The organism is Marivibrio sp., assembly GCF_040218065.1.
Taxonomy (GTDB): domain Bacteria; phylum Pseudomonadota; class Alphaproteobacteria; order UBA8366; family Aestuariispiraceae; genus Marivibrio.
In genome coordinates this window covers 347577-364410 of the sequence record NZ_JAVJQE010000008.1, presented here as the reverse complement: position 1 = coordinate 364410, position 16834 = coordinate 347577, and the positions used below count along the sequence as shown (strand labels likewise).

General features: G+C 68.4%; 14 protein-coding genes. 8 read left to right on the top strand and 6 right to left on the bottom strand.

Translation table 11 applies throughout. The annotated features are described in order from the left end of the window. Window positions 1-63 precede the first annotated feature (63 nt). Window positions 64-615 carry a hypothetical protein gene (locus RIB45_RS08040; RefSeq protein ID WP_350049727.1) on the bottom strand — a complete coding sequence of 184 codons (552 nt, stop codon included), beginning with the start codon at window positions 613-615 and terminating at the stop codon, window positions 64-66. A gap of 210 nt (window positions 616-825) precedes the next feature. On the opposite strand from RIB45_RS08040, the gene RIB45_RS08035 reads away from it, so the two are divergent. The 7 genes from RIB45_RS08035 to RIB45_RS08005 all read left to right on the top strand — a co-directional run bounded on the left by RIB45_RS08035 (window position 826) and on the right by RIB45_RS08005 (window position 7977). Further along, on the top strand, window positions 826-1848 hold the full coding sequence (locus RIB45_RS08035) for a GlxA family transcriptional regulator (RefSeq protein ID WP_350049726.1): 1023 nt from the start codon (window positions 826-828) through the stop codon (window positions 1846-1848). A 94-nt stretch (window positions 1849-1942) separates the two neighbouring features. Beyond that, window positions 1943-3097 carry an aromatic ring-hydroxylating oxygenase subunit alpha gene (locus tag RIB45_RS08030; RefSeq protein ID WP_350049725.1) on the top strand — a complete coding sequence of 385 codons (1155 nt, stop codon included), beginning with the start codon at window positions 1943-1945 and terminating at the stop codon, window positions 3095-3097. Then, window positions 3094-3852, top strand: coding sequence for an SDR family NAD(P)-dependent oxidoreductase (locus RIB45_RS08025; protein ID WP_350049724.1), 759 nt, complete (start codon window positions 3094-3096; stop codon window positions 3850-3852). Before RIB45_RS08030 ends, RIB45_RS08025 begins: the two co-directional genes overlap by 4 nt. Window positions 3853-3857: 5 nt before the next feature. Beyond that, entirely contained in the window at window positions 3858-4802 is a 945-nt protein-coding gene (kce, locus tag RIB45_RS08020; protein ID WP_350049723.1) for a 3,5-dioxohexanoate:acetyl-CoA acetone transferase, read from the top strand. A 32-nt stretch (window positions 4803-4834) separates the two neighbouring features. Then, window positions 4835-6256 carry a gamma-aminobutyraldehyde dehydrogenase gene (locus RIB45_RS08015; protein ID WP_350049722.1) on the top strand — a complete coding sequence of 474 codons (1422 nt, stop codon included), beginning with the start codon at window positions 4835-4837 and terminating at the stop codon, window positions 6254-6256. Next, the gene (locus RIB45_RS08010) at window positions 6253-7023 is read left to right on the top strand and encodes an SDR family NAD(P)-dependent oxidoreductase (protein ID WP_350049721.1); all 771 of its coding nucleotides are present in this window, start codon (window positions 6253-6255) and stop codon (window positions 7021-7023) included. The genes RIB45_RS08015 and RIB45_RS08010 overlap by 4 nt, the downstream gene beginning before the upstream one ends. A 3-nt stretch (window positions 7024-7026) precedes the next feature. After that, window positions 7027-7977, top strand: coding sequence for a 3-hydroxyacyl-CoA dehydrogenase NAD-binding domain-containing protein (locus RIB45_RS08005; protein WP_350049720.1), 951 nt, complete (start codon window positions 7027-7029; stop codon window positions 7975-7977). A 99-nt stretch (window positions 7978-8076) separates the two neighbouring features. Here the strand turns inward: RIB45_RS08005 and RIB45_RS08000 are convergent, their stop codons facing one another. From RIB45_RS08000 to RIB45_RS07980, 5 genes are all read right to left on the bottom strand, one after another. Continuing rightward, window positions 8077-10158: a dipeptide ABC transporter ATP-binding protein gene (locus RIB45_RS08000; RefSeq protein WP_350049719.1), complete on the bottom strand. Its 2082-nt coding sequence runs from the start codon at window positions 10156-10158 to the stop codon at window positions 8077-8079. 7 nt (window positions 10159-10165) lie between these two features. After that, window positions 10166-11062: an ABC transporter permease gene (locus tag RIB45_RS07995; protein WP_350049718.1), complete on the bottom strand. Its 897-nt coding sequence runs from the start codon at window positions 11060-11062 to the stop codon at window positions 10166-10168. Continuing rightward, a complete protein-coding gene (locus RIB45_RS07990) occupies window positions 11049-11993 on the bottom strand; it encodes an ABC transporter permease (RefSeq protein WP_350049717.1) in 945 nt (314 codons plus the stop codon). The genes RIB45_RS07995 and RIB45_RS07990 overlap by 14 nt, the downstream gene beginning before the upstream one ends. Window positions 11994-12068: 75 nt before the next feature. Continuing rightward, the gene (locus RIB45_RS07985; protein WP_350049716.1) at window positions 12069-13634 is read right to left on the bottom strand and encodes an ABC transporter substrate-binding protein; all 1566 of its coding nucleotides are present in this window, start codon (window positions 13632-13634) and stop codon (window positions 12069-12071) included. A 169-nt stretch (window positions 13635-13803) separates the two neighbouring features. Then, window positions 13804-15831 (bottom strand): CocE/NonD family hydrolase, encoded by a 2028-nt coding sequence (locus tag RIB45_RS07980; protein ID WP_350049715.1) that lies wholly within the window; start codon window positions 15829-15831, stop codon window positions 13804-13806. A gap of 124 nt (window positions 15832-15955) precedes the next feature. Here RIB45_RS07980 and RIB45_RS07975 point away from each other — a divergent pair, with 124 nt between their 5' ends. Continuing rightward, on the top strand, window positions 15956-16771 hold the full coding sequence (locus RIB45_RS07975; RefSeq protein WP_350049714.1) for a helix-turn-helix domain-containing protein: 816 nt from the start codon (window positions 15956-15958) through the stop codon (window positions 16769-16771). The last annotated feature ends 63 nt before the right edge of the window (window positions 16772-16834 follow it).

The following is a 16834-nucleotide window of genomic DNA, read 5'->3' as shown; positions in this document are numbered from 1 at the left end:
CGCCAAAAGTGGAAGCGGACGGGCGGTTCATCCCGCGGCGCGCGCCGCGCGAAGCCGCAGCCTTCAGCCTTCCGCGTGATCGGTCGGCATCGGGCCGAGATACCGCCGCGTGATCGGGTCGTAGGTTTCATAGAAGGTGGAGGAGAGCGGCGGGACGCCTTTGCACTCGAGCACGTGATGTCGCTCGTAATCCGTCGCGCCGAAGATGTAACGCGGCGCGCCGGAGGCGTCGGTCACTGGTCCGTAAATCCGCTCGGCGACGAGCCAGGGTTTCGCCGCGGTGCGCGAGACGCTGTGGATGAGCCTCTTCTCCCGAAGGCAGTAGTCGAAGCGCGCGGCCACGCAGGCCGCCCCCGGCCCCATGAGAGCGTCGAGCGACGCCGCATCGGCGCCGGCGTTCCAGGCCCGTTGCACATCGCCGCCCAGAAAGACCGCCTCGTAACGCCCCAGTTCGTTCCGCGCATAGAGCCATAGAGCCTTGCGCTCGACGCCGCGAATGCGGGCGTCGGCGGCGTAACGCCGCGGCAAGATTCCGGCGACCGTCAACTCCATCCAGCAACGAAGAAAAGCGGCGGCGTGCGCCGACAAGGGAAGCAACGCTTCGAAGTCGAACATCGGGGGCTGCCTTCAAAGGCGGAAAGCGTTTCATAAGGGGGCCGGATCGAAGGGTAAATTCCCCCGAAAGGCTTAAGAAACCACTAACGAAAAGCGGATATAGTCCATGCCCTGTCAGACGTCGGGGGCGCCCCCCCGGACCCCCGCCCCGAGATCCTCCGCCGGCCGCTCGCTTGCGGGCCGGGCCGAACGAGAACTACTCTCTCGCCTATGTCCCACCGCATCGCCCTCGTCCTCATCCCCAACTTCAACGCGATGGCGACGATCGCGTTCTTGGATCCGTTGCGGGCGGCGAATTATCTGAACAACGGGGCGCTCTATCGCTGGCGGCTGTTCTCCAGCGCAGGCGGCGCGCTGCCCGCCAGCAACGGGCTGTCGCTGACGACCGAGCCGATCGCCGCGGCGGACGATTGGACGGTGGATCTCGCCGTCGTCTCGTCAAGTTGGACGCCCGAGGCGGCCTATGGGGACGACCGTCTGATGGGGCGGCTGCGCCGCTGGGCGCGGCGCGGCGCGGCGATGGGGGGTCTCGACACGGGCGCCTTCATCCTGGCGGAGGCGGGCCTGCTGACCGGCCGGCGCGCGACCTGCCATTACGAGCATATCGACGCGTTGCAGGAGGTTCACCCGGAGGTCGAGGTGAGCGAGGAGTTGTTCGTCATCGACGGCGACCGACTGACCGGCGCGGGCGGCGTCGCCTCCGTCGACCTCGCGCTTCAAATCCTGCGCCTGCATCACGGCGAGGCGTTGGCGAACGCCGCCGCCCGCTACCTCTTCCACGATCGCTTGCGTTTGGCCAGCGAGCGCCAGAACCCTGCCGGCTACGAGCCCGTCGGCTCGAGCGCGCCGGCCAAGCTGCGCGCCGCCATCCTGGCGATGGAGCGCCATCTGGAAGAGCCCTTGAGCGCGCCGGAGGTGGCGGCGGCCGTCGGCCTGTCCCACCGCCATCTGACCCGCCTGTTCCGCGAGTACACGGGTAAATCCGTGGTGCAATATTATCGCGACATCCGCCTCGACCGGGGCCGGGCGCTTGTGACGCAGACGGAGATGAGCGTGCTAGAAATCGCGCTCGCCTGCGGCTTCGCCAACCCGGAGCATTTCAGCCGCGCCTACAAGGCGCGTTTCGCGATCACGCCGCGGTCCGACCGGGTCGCGGGCCGCGTGCCGTTCGAATACCGCGCCTGGCCGATGCACCCCGCCTCCGCGGCGGGACCGGATGGCGGAAAAAGTTAAGTCGCCGGCTACCTTGGACAGGGTAACGGGCGCGCGGCTTACCAGACTGGGCGTCCTGGGACCACCGCCCGTTCGGATTTTGGAGGATGATTCAATGACCATCGCGCCGCCGCGCGCGGCCTTCGAGGCGTTGCGCCAGGGCTTTGACCCGAAGGTGACGCGCTCCCACTCGCTGGCCGCCGACGCCTACACCGACCCCGCCTGGTTCGCGGCCGAGCGGGAGGCGATCTTCGCGAAGAGCTGGCGCTGGGTCTGCCATGCGGAGAAACTGCGCGAGCGGGGCGCTTACGTCGCGACCGAGCTGGCCGGCCGGCCGATCCTGCTGGTGCGCGGACGCGACGGGGAGTTGCGGGGCTTCTACAACGTCTGCAAACACCGCGCCCACCACCTGCTGACCGGCGAGGGAAAAACGAGCGGCATCACCTGCCCCTATCACGCCTGGACCTACGATCTGACCGGCCAGCTGCGCGCCGCGCCCCACACCCAGCATCTGGAGGATTTCGACAAGAGCGCGATCTGCCTGGATCCGATCCGGGTGGAGGAGTTCTGCGGCTTCATCTTCGCGAACCTGGACCCGAACGCGACGCCCTTGGCCGAGCAGTCGGGCGATCTGTCGGCCGAGATCATGCGCTACGCGCCGGACGTCGGCGAGCTCACCTTCGCGCATCGCCTCACCTACGACATCCGCTCCAATTGGAAGAACGTCGTCGACAATTTCCTGGAATGCTACCACTGCCACATCGCGCACAAGGATTTCGTGACGCTTGTCGACATGGACACCTACAAGGTGACCACCCACGGCATCTATTCCAGCCACATGGCCGAGGCGGGCAAGGCCGCCAACAGCGCCTATTCGGTGGAGAACGCAACCGTGCGCGACCACGCCGTCTGGTGGCTGTGGCCGACCACCTGCCTGATGCGCTATCCGGGTCGGGGGAACTTCCTGGTGCTGAACGTGATCCCGCTGGGACCCGATCGGACGCTCGAGACCTATGACTTCTATTTGGAGGAGCCGACGCCCAACGCGGACGAGCGCGAGGCCATCCGCTATATCGACGAAGTGCTGCAGCCGGAGGACATCGGCCTCGTTGAATCGGTGCAGAAAGGCATGGAGACGCCGGCCTTTCGCCAGGGCCGCTTCGTCGTCGATCCCGGCGGCTCCGGTCTGTCGGAGCACGCGGTGCATCATTTCCACGGGCTGGTGCTCGACGCCTACGCCGCTCTCTACGCCGAGGAGGGCGCGGCGTGAGCAAGCTTCAGGGCAAGCGCGCCGTCGTCACCGGCGGGTGCGGCGGCATCGGTCAGGCGATCTGTCGGCGCTTCGCCGCCGAGGGGGCGGCGGTCGTCGCCTGCGACGTCGCGAACCTCGATCAGACGCCGCCCGACGGCGTGACGGTCCAGCCCCTCGACGTGACCGACGAGGCGGCGGTCGCCGATTTCTTCGCGAAGCAGGGCGCGGACGACGCGCCGCTGCAGATCCTGGTCAACGCCGCCGGCATCGAGATCGAGAAGACGGTCGAGGACACGACGCTCGAGGAGTGGAACCGCATCTTCGCGATCAACGTGACCGCGATGTTCCTGACGGTGAAATACGCGCTCCCCGCCCTGCGCCGGGCGGGCGAGGCCTCGGTGATCAATTTCGGCTCCTACGACGGCTTCATCGCCGACCCGCATCTGGCGGCCTACTGCGCGACCAAGGGCGCAGTCCACGCGCTTACCCGCGCCATGGCCTGCGACCACGGGCCGGAGGGGATCCGCGTCAACGCGGTCTGCCCGGGCTATATCGACACGCCGATGCTGCAGAGCTTTTTCCAGGGCGCGGGCGACATCGAAAGCCTCCAGCAGGCGGTGCGCGACGTGCACCCGATGCGCCGCTACGGCACGCCCGAGGATATCGCCAATTTGGTCAACTGGCTCGCCTCCGACGAGGCGCGCTACGCCAGCGGTCAGCTCTGGGTCCTCGACGGGGGTCTGAGCGCGCAGGTCCAACAGATGAGGCTTTGAACCCGATGGCTTCTAAGAAAAAGCAGAAATCCGTCATCCTCACCTGCGCGCCAACGGGCGGCATCCACACGCCGACCATGTCGCCCCATCTGCCGATCACGCCGCGCCAGATCGCGGACGAGGCGATCGCGGCCGCCGAGGCGGGGGCCAGCGTCATCCACCTGCACGCCCGCGACCCCGAAACCGGCAAGCCGGACCCCAGCGCCGCGCGCTTCATGGAGTTCCTGCCGATCATCAAGCAGTCGACCGACGCGGTGGTGAACATCTCCACCGGCGGCGGCCTCGGCATGACCCGCGAAGAGCGGCTGCGGGCGGCGATGCGGGCCTCGCCGGAGATGGCCTCCCTCAATGTCGGGTCGCTGAATTTCGGGCTTTTCCCGCTGCTGGAGAAGTACAAGGATTGGAAGCACGACTGGGAGCCGCAGTTTCTGGAGATGACGAAGGACTTCATCTTCAAGAACACCTTCGCCGACATCGAATACATCCTGAAGGAGCTGGGCGACGGGCACGGCACGCGCTTCGAGTTCGAGTGCTACGACCTCGGCCATCTCTACAATCTGGCCTGGTTCGTCGACCAGGGCCTCGTGAAGCCGCCCTTCTTCGTCCAGATGGTCTTCGGGATTATGGGCGGGATGGGCGCCGACCTCGACAATCTGATGCACCTCCACAAGAAGGCGGACGCGCTGTTCGGCGACGACTACGAGTGGTCGGTCCTGGCCGCCGGGCGGAACCAGATGCCGTTTGCGACCCAGGCGGCGATGCTGGGCGGCAATCTGCGCGTCGGGCTGGAGGACAGCCTCTACATCGGGCGGGGCGAACTGGCCGAAAGCAACGCGCATCAGGTCTCGAAGATCCGCCGCATCGTGGAGGAGCTGGGCCTGAGCCTGGCGACCCCGGCGGAGGCGCGCGAGCGCCTGGCCCTCAAGGGCGGCGATCAGGTCGGGTTCTGAGCCCCCAAGACAATCGATCGAGGAGCGAGCCCATGAAACTGCTGATCAACGGCGAACGGGTCGACGGCGCGGGCGAGCCGCTGCCGGTGCTGGACCCGGCGACGGGAGAGACGATCGCAGAGGTCCCCGAGGCCTCGCCCGAGCAGGTCGACGCCGCCGCGCGGGCCGCCGCCGAGGCCTTCGAAAGCTGGTCGCGCACCCCGCCGGGCGAGCGGGCGAGCCGTCTGCTGGCGCTGGCCGACGCCTTCGAGGCGGCGCAGGAAGAATTGGCCGACATCGAAAGCCGCAACTGCGGAAAGCCGCACGCGCTGACGCTCAGCGAAGAACTGCCGCTGTGCGCCGACGTCTTCCGCTTCTTCGCCGGCGCCTGCCGCACCCAGCACGGCGTCGCGGCGGGGGAGTACGCCGCCGACCACACCTCGATGATCCGACGGGACCCGGTCGGACCGGTCGCGGCGATCGCGCCGTGGAACTATCCGCTGATGATGGCCTCCTGGAAGCTGGCGCCCGCGCTGGCGGCGGGCTGCACGCTGACGCTTAAGCCCTCGGAGCTGACGCCGCTTTCCCTGCTGCGCTTCGCGGACGCGCTCAACGAGATCTTCCCCAAGGGCGTCGTGAACGTCCTGCACGGCCGCGGGCCCGTTGTGGGCGAGGCGATGCTGAACCATCCGACGGTCGAGGCGATCTCGATCACCGGCTCGCCGGCGACCGGCAAGCGCGCGATGGCCGCCGCCTCGCAACAGATCCGGCGCACGCATCTGGAACTTGGCGGCAAGGCGCCGGTGCTGATCTTCGACGACGCCGACCGCGGCGCCGTGATCGAGACGGTCCGCGGCGGCGCTTATTTCAACGCCGGACAGGACTGCGCCCAACCCTGCCGCCTCTATGCGCCGAAGAAGGGCTTCGACGAGTTCGTCGCCGACCTCGCCGGCGCGGTGGGCGAGATCAAGGTTGGCGCCCAGCGCGAGCCGGACGTGGAGATGGGCCCGCTCATCAGCGCCGACCAGCGCGCCCGCGTCGCCGGCATGGTCGAGCGCGCGCTTGAGACGCCCGGGGTCGAAGCCGCGGCCGGCGGGGCCGCCGGCGACGGCGCGGGCTTCTTCTACCAGCCGACGATCCTCGCGCATGCGCCGCAGGAATCGGAGGCCGTGCAGGCCGAGATCTTCGGCCCCGTCGTCACCGTGACGCCGTTCGACGACGTCGATCAGGCGGTGGCCTGGGCGAATGACAGTCCCTACGGCCTCGCCTCCTCCGTCTGGACGCGCGACGTCGGGCGGGCGATGCGGGTGGCGAGCCGCCTTCGCTTCGGCTTCACCTGGGTCAACACCCACGGCGTCGCCACGCCGGAGATGCCCTGGGCCGCGATGCGCGGCAGCGGCACGGGCTGCGACATGTCCGTCTTCGCGCTCGAGGCCCACACCGCCGTGCGCCACGTCATGGTCGCGCACGGATGAGCGCGCGCGTGCTGGACGGCCGCACCGCGATCGTCACCGGCGGGGCGCGCGGCATCGGCCGCGCGATCGTCGAGGCTTACCGGGCGGCCGGCGCGCAGGTCCTGACCTGCGGCCGGGGCGAGCGGCCCGACGACCTGCCGGACGACGTCGCCTGGCGCCGCGCCGACGTGAGCGACCCGGACCAATGCGCGGCCCTGGTCGCGGGGGCGGAGGAGGCCTTCGGCGCGCTCCGCATCCTGGTCAACAACGCCGGCGTGCAGGTGGAAAAGACGGTCGAGCAGTCGAGCGACGCCGACTGGGACGCCGTCATGGGCGCCAACGCCAAGGGCGTCTTCCAGATGGCGCGCGCGGCGATCCCCGCGATGCGGCGCGCCGGCGGCGGGTCGATCGTCAACATCGGCTCGATCTCGGGCGATACAGCCGACCCCCAGATGGCGCTCTACAACGCCAGCAAGGCCTTCGTGCACGGCCTGACCCGCTCGATCGCGGTGGATCACGGCGCGGACGGAATCCGCTGCAATGCGATCAAACCCGGCTGGATCATGACCGAGATGGCGGAGGCCGGCTTCGCGCTCGCCCGCGATCCTGAGGCCGCGCAGCGCGACGCGCTGGCCCGGCACGCGGCCGGACGCTTCGGCCAACCGCAAGACATCGCCGAAGCGGCGGTTTGGCTCGCCTCCGACGCCAGCGCCTTCGTCACCGGCCAGACCGTCACCGTCGACGGGGGGCTCACCGCCGCCTCGCCGCTCAACCCGGGGCTTTTCTGAATCATGACCGACGCCGACTTCTCAACCCTGAACGGCCTGCCCGTCGCCTGTTTGGGCGGGGGCGTCATCGGAGCCAGCTGGGCGACGCTGTTCGCGGCCTGCGGCTGCCGCGTCACGGTCTACGATCCGGCCGACGGCGCAGGCGAGGCGATCGCCGCCTACGCCGCCCGCGCCTGGCCGAGCCTGCAGGCCCTGGGCGTCGCGAAGACCGAGGCGCCGCCCGAAGTCCCCGTCGTCGCCGCGCCGGAGGACGCGGTCGAGGGCGCGCGCTTCATCCAGGAAAGCGCGCCGGAGCGGATCGAGATCAAGCACGACCTCTACCGCCGGGTCGAACCGGCGCTGGCGCCGGACGCGGTGGTCGCCAGCTCCGCCTCAGGCCTGACGGTGACGGAGATGCAGGGCGGCTGGAAAGACCCGGCGCGCTTCGTCCTCGGCCACCCCTTCAACCCGCCGCATCTGATCCCGCTGGTCGAGGTCATGGGGAATGAACGCACGGAAGAATCCGCGCTGACGGCGGCGGAGGCCTTCTACGCCGCCTGCGGCAAGACGACGATCCGGGTCAACAAGGAGGTCCCGGGTCACGTCGCCAACCGCCTGCAGGCGGCCCTGTGGCGCGAGGCGGTGAGCCTGGTGCAGAACGGCGTCGCCAGCGTCGAGGACGTCGACCGCGCGATCTGGGCCGGCCCGGGCCTGCGCTGGGCGGCCATGGGGCCGCATATGCTGTTCGGCCTCGGCGCGGGCGAAGCCGGGATGGCGGAATTCTGCCGCCGCTACGCCCCCAGCTTCCATCGCTGGTGGGAGAGCCTGGACGACGGCGTCACGCTGGACGAGGAGACCGCCAAGGCGCTCGCCGACGGCGTGGCGGCCGAGATGGGCGGTCGCAGCACGAGCGAGATGATGGCCGAACGCGATCGCCTGATCCTAGGCTTCCTTAAGGCCGCGCAACGCGGCTGACAGGCCCGAAACGCATCGCTGTCGGACGCGTCGAGGCCGGCCGCGTGGAGGCCGGCCGCTTGGAGGCCGCCGCGTCGATACCGGGCGACCGGAGGCGCCTCAGACCCGCTCCACCAGCGGGCGCCAGCACGCGACATGGCGGCCGGGCTGGATCTCCTCCGCCCGCGGGACCTCGCGCGCGCAACGCTCGTCGGCGTAGGGGCAGCGGGTGTGGAAGTCGCAGCCGGGCGGGCGCTTCAAGAGGCTGGGCGCTTCGCCGGTGACGGCGAGTTCGTCGCGCCGAAGATCGGGGTCGGGCTGCGGCACGCCGCGGACCAGCGCTTGCGTGTAGGGGTGCGCCGGCTGGTTGAAGATCGCCTCGGACGGTCCCTGCTCGACGATCCGGCCGAGATACATGATTGCCAGCCGATCGCTGATATGGCGTACGACGGGAAGATTGTGGGTGATGATCAGATAGCCGAGGCCGTGCGCTTCCTGCAGCTCGCGCATCAGGTTCAGGATCTCTCCCTGAACCGAAACGTCGAGGCCCGCCGTCGGCTCGTCCGCAATGATCAGCTTCGGGCGAAGCGCCAACGCGCGCGCCACGCCGACCCGCCGCGCCTGTCCGCCGGAGAGTTGATGCGGATAGCGGCTGAGGAACGCCTTGGGCAGCCGCACCAGATCGCACAACCGCTCCGCCTCCGCATCGCGGTCGACGTCGCCCACGCCGTGAATGTCGAACGGCTCGGTGATCAGCGCGCGCACCGTCTTGCGCGGGCTGAGCGACCCCACCGGATCCTGGAACATCATCGCCATGTCGCGCCGCAGCCGCTTGAAGCGCCGCTCGCTCAGGCCCAGCGTCTCCTCGCCCTCAAAGCGGACCGAGCCCGCATACGCCGCGACCAGATTGAGGATCGTCCGGCCCAACGTCGTCTTGCCCGAGCCGCTTTCCCCGACGAGGCCCACCGTCTCGCCGGGCTTGACGCTGAGGGAGACGTCGAGCACCGCGTCGACGAACGGGTCCGCGACGCCCGACAGCTTCGCCTTGATCGGCCCCATGGTCGGGAAGCGCACGCGCAGGCCCTGCACGTCCAGAAGCGACTCCTCCGTCGGCGGACGCTCGCTCGGCGCGGGTTCGACTTTCGGCGGCGAACCGGCGCCGGCTCCCCCTTGAAAAACAGTGATCACCTCCGACGGCGGCGGCCAATCGGGATCGCGGCCTGGGCCGTTCAACAGGTGGCAGCGCGCGCGCCCGCCGGCCTCGTCGCGCGCCTCAGAGGGCGGGGTCGTGCGGCAGATCTCCATCGCCTTGGGACAGCGATCGGCAAAGACGCAGCCCGGCGGCGGACGGGTCAGGTCCGGGATGTCGCCGGGGATCACCGGCAGAATGCGCGTCTTCTCGACGATCCGCGCAGGATCGCACTCCAGAAGCGCGCGGGTGTAGGGGTGGCGGGCGTCGTGGAAGATTCGGCGGACGGGACCGGCCTCCACCACCTCGCCGGCGTACATCACGACGACGTCGTCGCACATCTCTGCGATCAGCCCCAGATTGTGCGAGACGACGATCACGGTTGACTGCAACTCGCGCTGCAGGTCGCGCAGCAGCTGGACGATCTGCGCCTCCATCGTGACGTCGAGCGCCGTGGTCGGCTCGTCCGCCAGCAGCAGCGCGGGATCGGTCAGCAGCGCCATCGCGATCCCGGCGCGCTGGCGCATCCCGCCGGAGAATTGATGCGGATATTGGTCGATGCGCGCACCCGGATCCGGGATGCCGACCTTGCCCAGCATCTCGGCCGCGAGGCGGCGTTTTTCGGCGACGCTCATCCCCCGTCGCCGATAGAGGATGTCGCGCATCTGCCGGGCGTAGGTCAGCACCGGGATCTGGGAGGTCATCGGATCCTGAAAGACGACCGACACCTCCTCGCCGCGCAGCGCGCGCCGCTGGCGTTCGGCCAAGGCCAGCACGTCGCGCTCGGCGAAACGCACGGCCCCGCCGGTCACCTCGGCGTTGCCCGCCAGCAAGCCCAGGATCGACCAGAGCACGGTGCTCTTGCCCGAACCGCTTTCGCCGACCACCCCGACGATCCGGTTGCGCGGGACGGAGAAACTCACCTCACGCAGCGCCTGGACGCGTCCGCGCGCGGTGTGAAAGGCGAGCGACAGGCGATCGATCTCGAGCAGCGGGGCGGCGTCGGCGTCCATCCTTGCGCTATCTCCCCTTGCTCAGCCTGGGATCGAAGACGTCGCGCAGCGCCTCGCCGAGGAAGGTGAAGCCGAGCGTCGTCAGCACCAGCGGCACGCCGCCCGCCAGCACCATCCACGGCGTCTCGCGGATCACCAGATAGCCTTCGTTGAGGATCGTGCCCCAGCTCGCCGTCGGCGGCAGCACGCCGAGGCCCAGGAAGCTCAACCCCGCCTCCACCGTCACCACCACCGGAACGTCCATCGCCGCCAGGATCAGAAGCGGGCCGATGACGTTCGGCATGACGTGCTCGCGCAATATCCGCGCGGTCGAAGCGCCGAGCGAGCGTTCGGCCAGGATGAACTCCGTATTCTTGAGGGCGAGCGTGGCGGTGCGCGCCATGCGCGCATATTGCGGGATCGAGGTGATGATGACGATCGCCAGCACCATCTCGAGGCTGGGTCCCGTCAGCGCCACGGTGGCGAGCGCCAGCACGATGGTCGGGAAGGCGCGCACCGTGTCGAAGACGAGCAGCAACAAGTTATCCAGCCAGCGCGGCCCGAACCCCGCCAGCATGCCGAGAACGAGCCCGACGGCGAGCGCCACGGAGACCCCGATCGCGGCCACCTTCAAGGCGACGCGCCCGCCGTGCAGCACGCGCGAGAAGGTGTCGCGGCCGAGCTGGTCGGTGCCGGCCAGATGCTCAAGGCTGGGGTCGGCCAGCCGGTCGGGGATGTCCATCGCGTTGGGATCGTAAGGCGCGATCCAGGGCGCGAAGATCGCGCTGGCGAAGAACAGCAGCACCAGGACGAGGCCGGTGACGCCGAGCGGATTGCGCAAGAATGCGCCCAGCGTCGCGCGCCGCTCGCGCGCGGCGCTCTCGCGCTCGCGATCCAGATCCGGGACGGCGTCAGAGGGTTTCACGGACACGGGGATCCAGCCACGCGACGACGAGGTCGCTGATCAGCGTGATGACGATGTAGAGCGCGGTCGTCAGCAGCACCGCGCCCTGCACCACGGGGAAGTTCCGGTTCATGACGGAATCGAAGATCAATTTTCCGATTCCGGGTCGCGCGAAGATGATTTCGGCGAAGACCGCGCCGGAGAGCAGGCCGCTGAACCCCATGCCGATCAGCGTCACAGTCGGCAGAATCGCGACACGCAACGCGTAGCCGTAGACGACCCGACGCGGCGGCAGGCCGAAGGCGTGCGCGGCGCGAATATAGGGCTCGCCCATCACCTCCAGCATCGAAGCGCGCACCATGCGCGCCAGATAGCCGACCCATCCGAGACCGACGGCCAGCGCCGGCAAGGCCAGGTGATGCAGTTGGTCCAGCGGATCGCCCGGCTCGCCCGCGCCCATGGCGGGCAGCCATCTCAGCTCGAGCGAGAACAGCAGCAGCGCCCAGATCGACACGACGAAGGAGGGAATCGCGATCGTACCGACCGAGAGGACGGCCGCCAGCCGGTCGATCCAGCTGTTCGGCCGCACCGCCGCCAGACAGCCGAGCGGCACGCCCAGCAAAACCGCCCAGGCCAGGCTCACAGAGACTAGCGCGACGGTGAAGCCCATCCGGTCGATCGCGATCTGCGCGACGGAGCGGTTCGAGAACACGTCGACGCCCAGATCGCCCAGCGCCGCATTCTTCACATAGATCAGGAACTGCATCACGACCGGCTTGTCGAGATGCATCTTCTCGGCGTAACGCTGAACCGCCTCGGGCGTTGCGCGCGGGCCGAGGGCGACGGTCGCGGGATCGCCGGGGATCAGGTGCAGGAGCGAGAACAGCACCAGCACCACGGCGACGACGACCGCCAGCGAGAGGCCTAAGCGCTTCAGGATGTAGCTCAGCACGCCGGGTCTCCTCTCGCGGCCCGGATAGAGCGGCGAGCGGCGGCTCCCAGGCGCCGCCGCCCGCCGTCCCGCCCCTTAAAGCTGCCGGAACCGGCGGTAGTCGAGTTCGGCCGACGGGGCGGCGCTGATCTCGACGTCGTCCGCGTGAACGTAGACCTCCGGCTCATGGTTGATCCAGACGTAGGCGCCCGTCTCCTCCATGATGTCCTGCATGCGCAGATAGATCTCGGCGCGCTTGGCCGGATCGGTCTCGCCCAGGCCTTCCTCGTAGAGACGGTCGAACTCCGGATCCGTCCAGCGCTCCCAGTTCCAGACGCCGACCTGGCTGGAGACGAACCACTGCATCGCCTCATAGGGGTCGGGGGTGGTGGCGAAGCGCATGGTGAACAGCTCCAGATCCTTCCACTGCTCCCCCTTGCTCTCCTGGCCCATCTCCCAGAACGGCCCGGCGTCCTGCGGGAGGATCTTAACCGTGATCCCTATCGCCGCCAGGTTCGCCTGAATGATCTGGGCGCCCAGCATGCGCTCCTGGTTGTTCAGCACTTTCAGCGTCAGCTCCAACCCGCGCACGCCGGATTCCTCCAAGAGCTCGCGCGCCTTGGCGACGTCGTGCGTGTAGTAGCGGGTGGTCGTGCGCTGGCCGATCAGCCCCGGGCAGACATTGCCGTAGGACCGCGTGACCACGCCGGAATAGGCGCCCTGGTTGATCGCCTCGACGTCCACCGCGTGCTGGATGGCGCGACGCACCAGCTTGTTCTGCAGCTTCGGATGCTGGGTGTTCATGCCGAGCCAGAGATACTGCAGTTCGCCTGCGGCCGTCACCTTGGCGCCGGCCGGCATCTCGTCCGCATAGCGCGCCAGCGTGTCGGTGCCGATCTCGGTGCAGTGCAGCTCGCCCGCCTCGAAGGCGAGCTCCGCGCCCTTCATCTCGGTGATGACGTTGCAGTTCACCCGGTCGAAGTCCGGCTTCGGCCCGGTCCAGTCCGGATTGGGCGTGAAGACCGCGCGCTGGCCGGGGATCTGTTCATAGACGTAAGGCCCGCAGATCGCAGGGAACTCGGTCGTGAACTTCTCTCCGACCGCCATCATCGCCTTCTCGGAGAGGACCGCCCCCGGCCCGTGGCACAGCGTGATCACGATGAAGGGCGCGAAGGGCTTGTTGAGGACGATCGTGCCGGAGCGCTCGCCCGTGACGTCGACCCGCTCGAAGGCGTCGAAATAGCCGCTCCAGTCGGTGGTCTTCATCCGCTCGTAGCTGTACTTCACGTCGGACGCCAGCACCGGGCCGAAATCGCCGCTCCACATCAGCCCTTCGGCCAGCTCGAAATCGATGTGGGTGGGGTCGCGCTGCTCCAGCTTGCTCACGAAATAGGTGGGCTCCCAGCCGACCGCGCCGTCCTCGACCACATACTGCGCGAGAAACGGCAGACACTGCTTCTGCGCCTCGATCTCCGAGCCGCCGACCATGTAGCCGGGGTCGAGAATCGCATTGTCCGCGTCAAGTCGCAGATTCAACACGCGCTCCGCGGCCTGCGCCGGCCCGACCCACTTGGGAAGCATCGCCGCCGCGCCGACGGCGCCGCCCGCCGCCAGGAACCCCCGCCTCGTCGTGGTAAAACGCGTCGTCTTCCAACCGGTCATCGTTCGCCTCCGTCCTGTTCCCTGGTGATTGGCCGCCGGCGCGCCTCCTGACGCAGCCCGACGCCCGCGGTTCTCTTTTTTTGCGGTCCGTATTGGACGCCCTGTCCGTGCACCAATGCAATTTCGCATCGCGCGCAATCAGACGCGTAAATCGCGTCATTTCGCGAAGTCACGCCATGCGACGCGGGATGCGTTCGCTCCACACCTCCTCGTGCGCCAGCTCGTCGCCCTCCCAGGCCTTCAGGCGGGCCTCGATGATGAAACTCTGCGGATCCGAGGTCAGGGTCGTCTCGGTTTCGGTGCGCACCTGCCAGTCGGCGCGGCCCATGGCGTACTCCCAGCGCACAGTCCCGCGGGCGGAGCGCGCGTCGCCGCCCTCGACCGTGTAGCGTTCATAGGCTTGGCTGCGGATCGTCAGATCCCAATCGACGATGCGGATCACCCCGTCGCCGTCGCCGACATGGAGTTCGATCCGATCGGATCCGACGTCGTCGACCACGCGCCAATGGAGGTCGGGCGCCTCCAGGGTCTCGACCGCAAGCTCGGGGCCGGCTTCCGGCTCCGCGAAGGGGGCCAGGGCTTCGTCCGCCGGGCTGGCGACGCGCACCGGCAATTCCAGGCGCGAGCCTTCGGTGTGGAGCGTAAGCGTCACCGTCTCCGGCGTCGGCCAGATCATCGGGAAATAGACGGTGGAGAGGGAAAGGCGCAGGCGGTGGCCTTTCTCGAAGCGCTGCGCCACCGGCTTCATCGGCACGCGGATGCGATAGCGCTCGCCCGGGATCAGCGGCTCCGGCTCCGCATGGCCGTCGCGATGGCAGAGATTGAGGACGCCGTAGCAGACCCGCGTCGCGGCGCCGTTGGGATGCACGTCGACGATCCGCGCGGCCAGCTGGGCCACCGGCTTGTCGACAGACAGCTCAAGTTCGACGGCCGCGTCTCCCGCGATTTCCAAAGGCTGTTCCAGCGGCGCGGTCTCAAAGCGCAGGCTGCCGGCGTCGTCCGTCCCCTGGTCGCCGGGCTGGTCCCCAGGCACGGCGTAGGAGCACCATTTGCCCGACGCCATGCCGACGCGGCCCTGGCTGGCGTGGGTCAGGACCCCGGCTTCGGCCTTGGCGTCCGCCTCGAGATGCAGGCGTCCGTCCGCGCCGAGCGGCAGCGCCCGCCGCTCGATATTGGGCGAGGGCCAGGACGGTTCGGCCACCCAGCGACCCGGACGGTCGGCGTACCATCCCTTCGGCGGGGCCGGATCCTGCATGTAGAGCCGCAGCATCGGCTCCTCCATGATCCCGGTGTCCTGGCCCTTCAGCCAATGGTCCCACCAGCGAAGCGCCTCCTGCAGGAAACCGATGGCCGGCCCCGGTTGACCAAGGTGCGGGTACTTGTGCGCCCAGGGGCCGATCAGCCCTTTCTTCGGCCCTTGCAGGTTCTCCATCAGGCGGAAGACGGCCCGGCAGTAGCCGTCGGCCCAGCCGGAGATCGCGTAGATCGGCGTCGTCACCTTCGACCAGTCCTCGCAGATCGAGCCGTGCTTCCAGAACTCGTCGCGCGTCTGGTGCTCCAGCCAGTTCTTCAGCCACAAACCGCTCTTCTCCAGCCGTTCGCGCCACATCGGCCGCCACGCCTCGCCCACATGGCGCGGGTCGGGGGGCAGGGTGTTCTTGCCGAACATGATGGAGGCCCAGGAAAGTTGATCGATCACCATCGCGCCGCCCATGTAGTGGACGTCGTCCGCGTAGCGGTCGTCGGTGGAGCAGACGCTGATCACCGCCTTCAAGGCCGGCGGCTGAAGCGCGGCCACCTGAAGCCCGTTGAAGCCGCCCCAGGAGATGCCCATCATGCCGACATTGCCGTCGCACCAGGGCTGATCGGCGATCCAGGCGATCGCGTCGAAGCCGTCCTGCAGTTCCTGCGGCAGATACTCGTCGAGCATCAGGCCCTGCGATTCGCCCGTTCCCCGCAGGTCGAGGCGCACCACCGCATAGCCGTGGCCGGCGGTGTAGGGATGCATGCTCTCGTCGCGCTGGGCCGTCAGATCATTCTTGCGGTAGGGAATGTACTCGAGGATCGCGGGGACCGGCGTACTCTCCGCCCCTTCCGGCATCCAGATCCGCGCGGCCAGCTTGCAGCCGTCCGGCATCGGCACCTCGACATGCGGCAGTTCGCGGACCTTGTGGGGGTATTCCTTGACGATCCTCATGGGACGGTCGCCTCCTCCGGCTTGTTCTCGGTTGCGTCCCAATTGAGCGCGCGCCGAACGGCGGAGACAACTTCGCGCCCTTTCGCGACTTGACACGCTTGCGGCGTCAAGCTGCGATAGAGCTATGGAGGATCACCATTTCCCGCGAAATCTCGCGCTGCTATGCAGCTACTATTCCTCAATCGCCGAGGTGTGCCGGAAGCTCGACGTCAACCGACAGCAATTCAACAAGTACCTGAACGGCCAATCGCGACCGTCGCGCCACAATATGCGCCGGGTCTGCGACTTCTTCGGCGTGACGGAATCGGAGATGCTGTTGGAGCCTGGCCGATTTCAGGAACTGGTCGCCCTGCGACGCCGGCCGATGGAGGCGGCGGTCGGCGCCGATCCGCTGCGCCATCTGGAAATCCTCTATCAGCGCAGCAGCCCGCTGGACCGCTATGTCGGCTATTATTTCCGCTATTTCTATTCCTTCGGTTACGCCGGCCAGATCATCAAGTCGCTCGGCGTGATCTACGAGAAGGACGGGCGCTACTACTGGAAGAACTTCGAGATGATGCGCCGCCGAACCACGGGCGCGCGCACGACCGTCTCGAAATACATGGGCGCCGTGCTGATGATCTCAGAGCGCATCTACGTCCTCGAGTACGAGGCGCTGCTACAGAAATCGATCACCCAAATGACGCTCTATCCCAGCTACCACACGCGCGTCGATCAGATGCTCGGCGTTCAGACCGGGGGGCCGGTGCGCCGCGGCCGCCGCCCGGGCGCCTCGCGCGTGCTGCTGGAGTATCTCGGCCGGCGCGTCGACGTGCGAAAGGCTCTGGCCCAGGCCGACATCTACCCGCCCGAGGACCCGCAGATTCCGCCCGGCGTGCGCCGCTTGATCGAGAACGAAATCCCGGCCGGCGCCTACGTGCTGGAGGCGGAAGAGCCGTAAGCGCGCCCCCTCCCGAAACCCGCGCTCCCTATGGCGTCGGTCCGGCGTTCTTGCACTCTAACC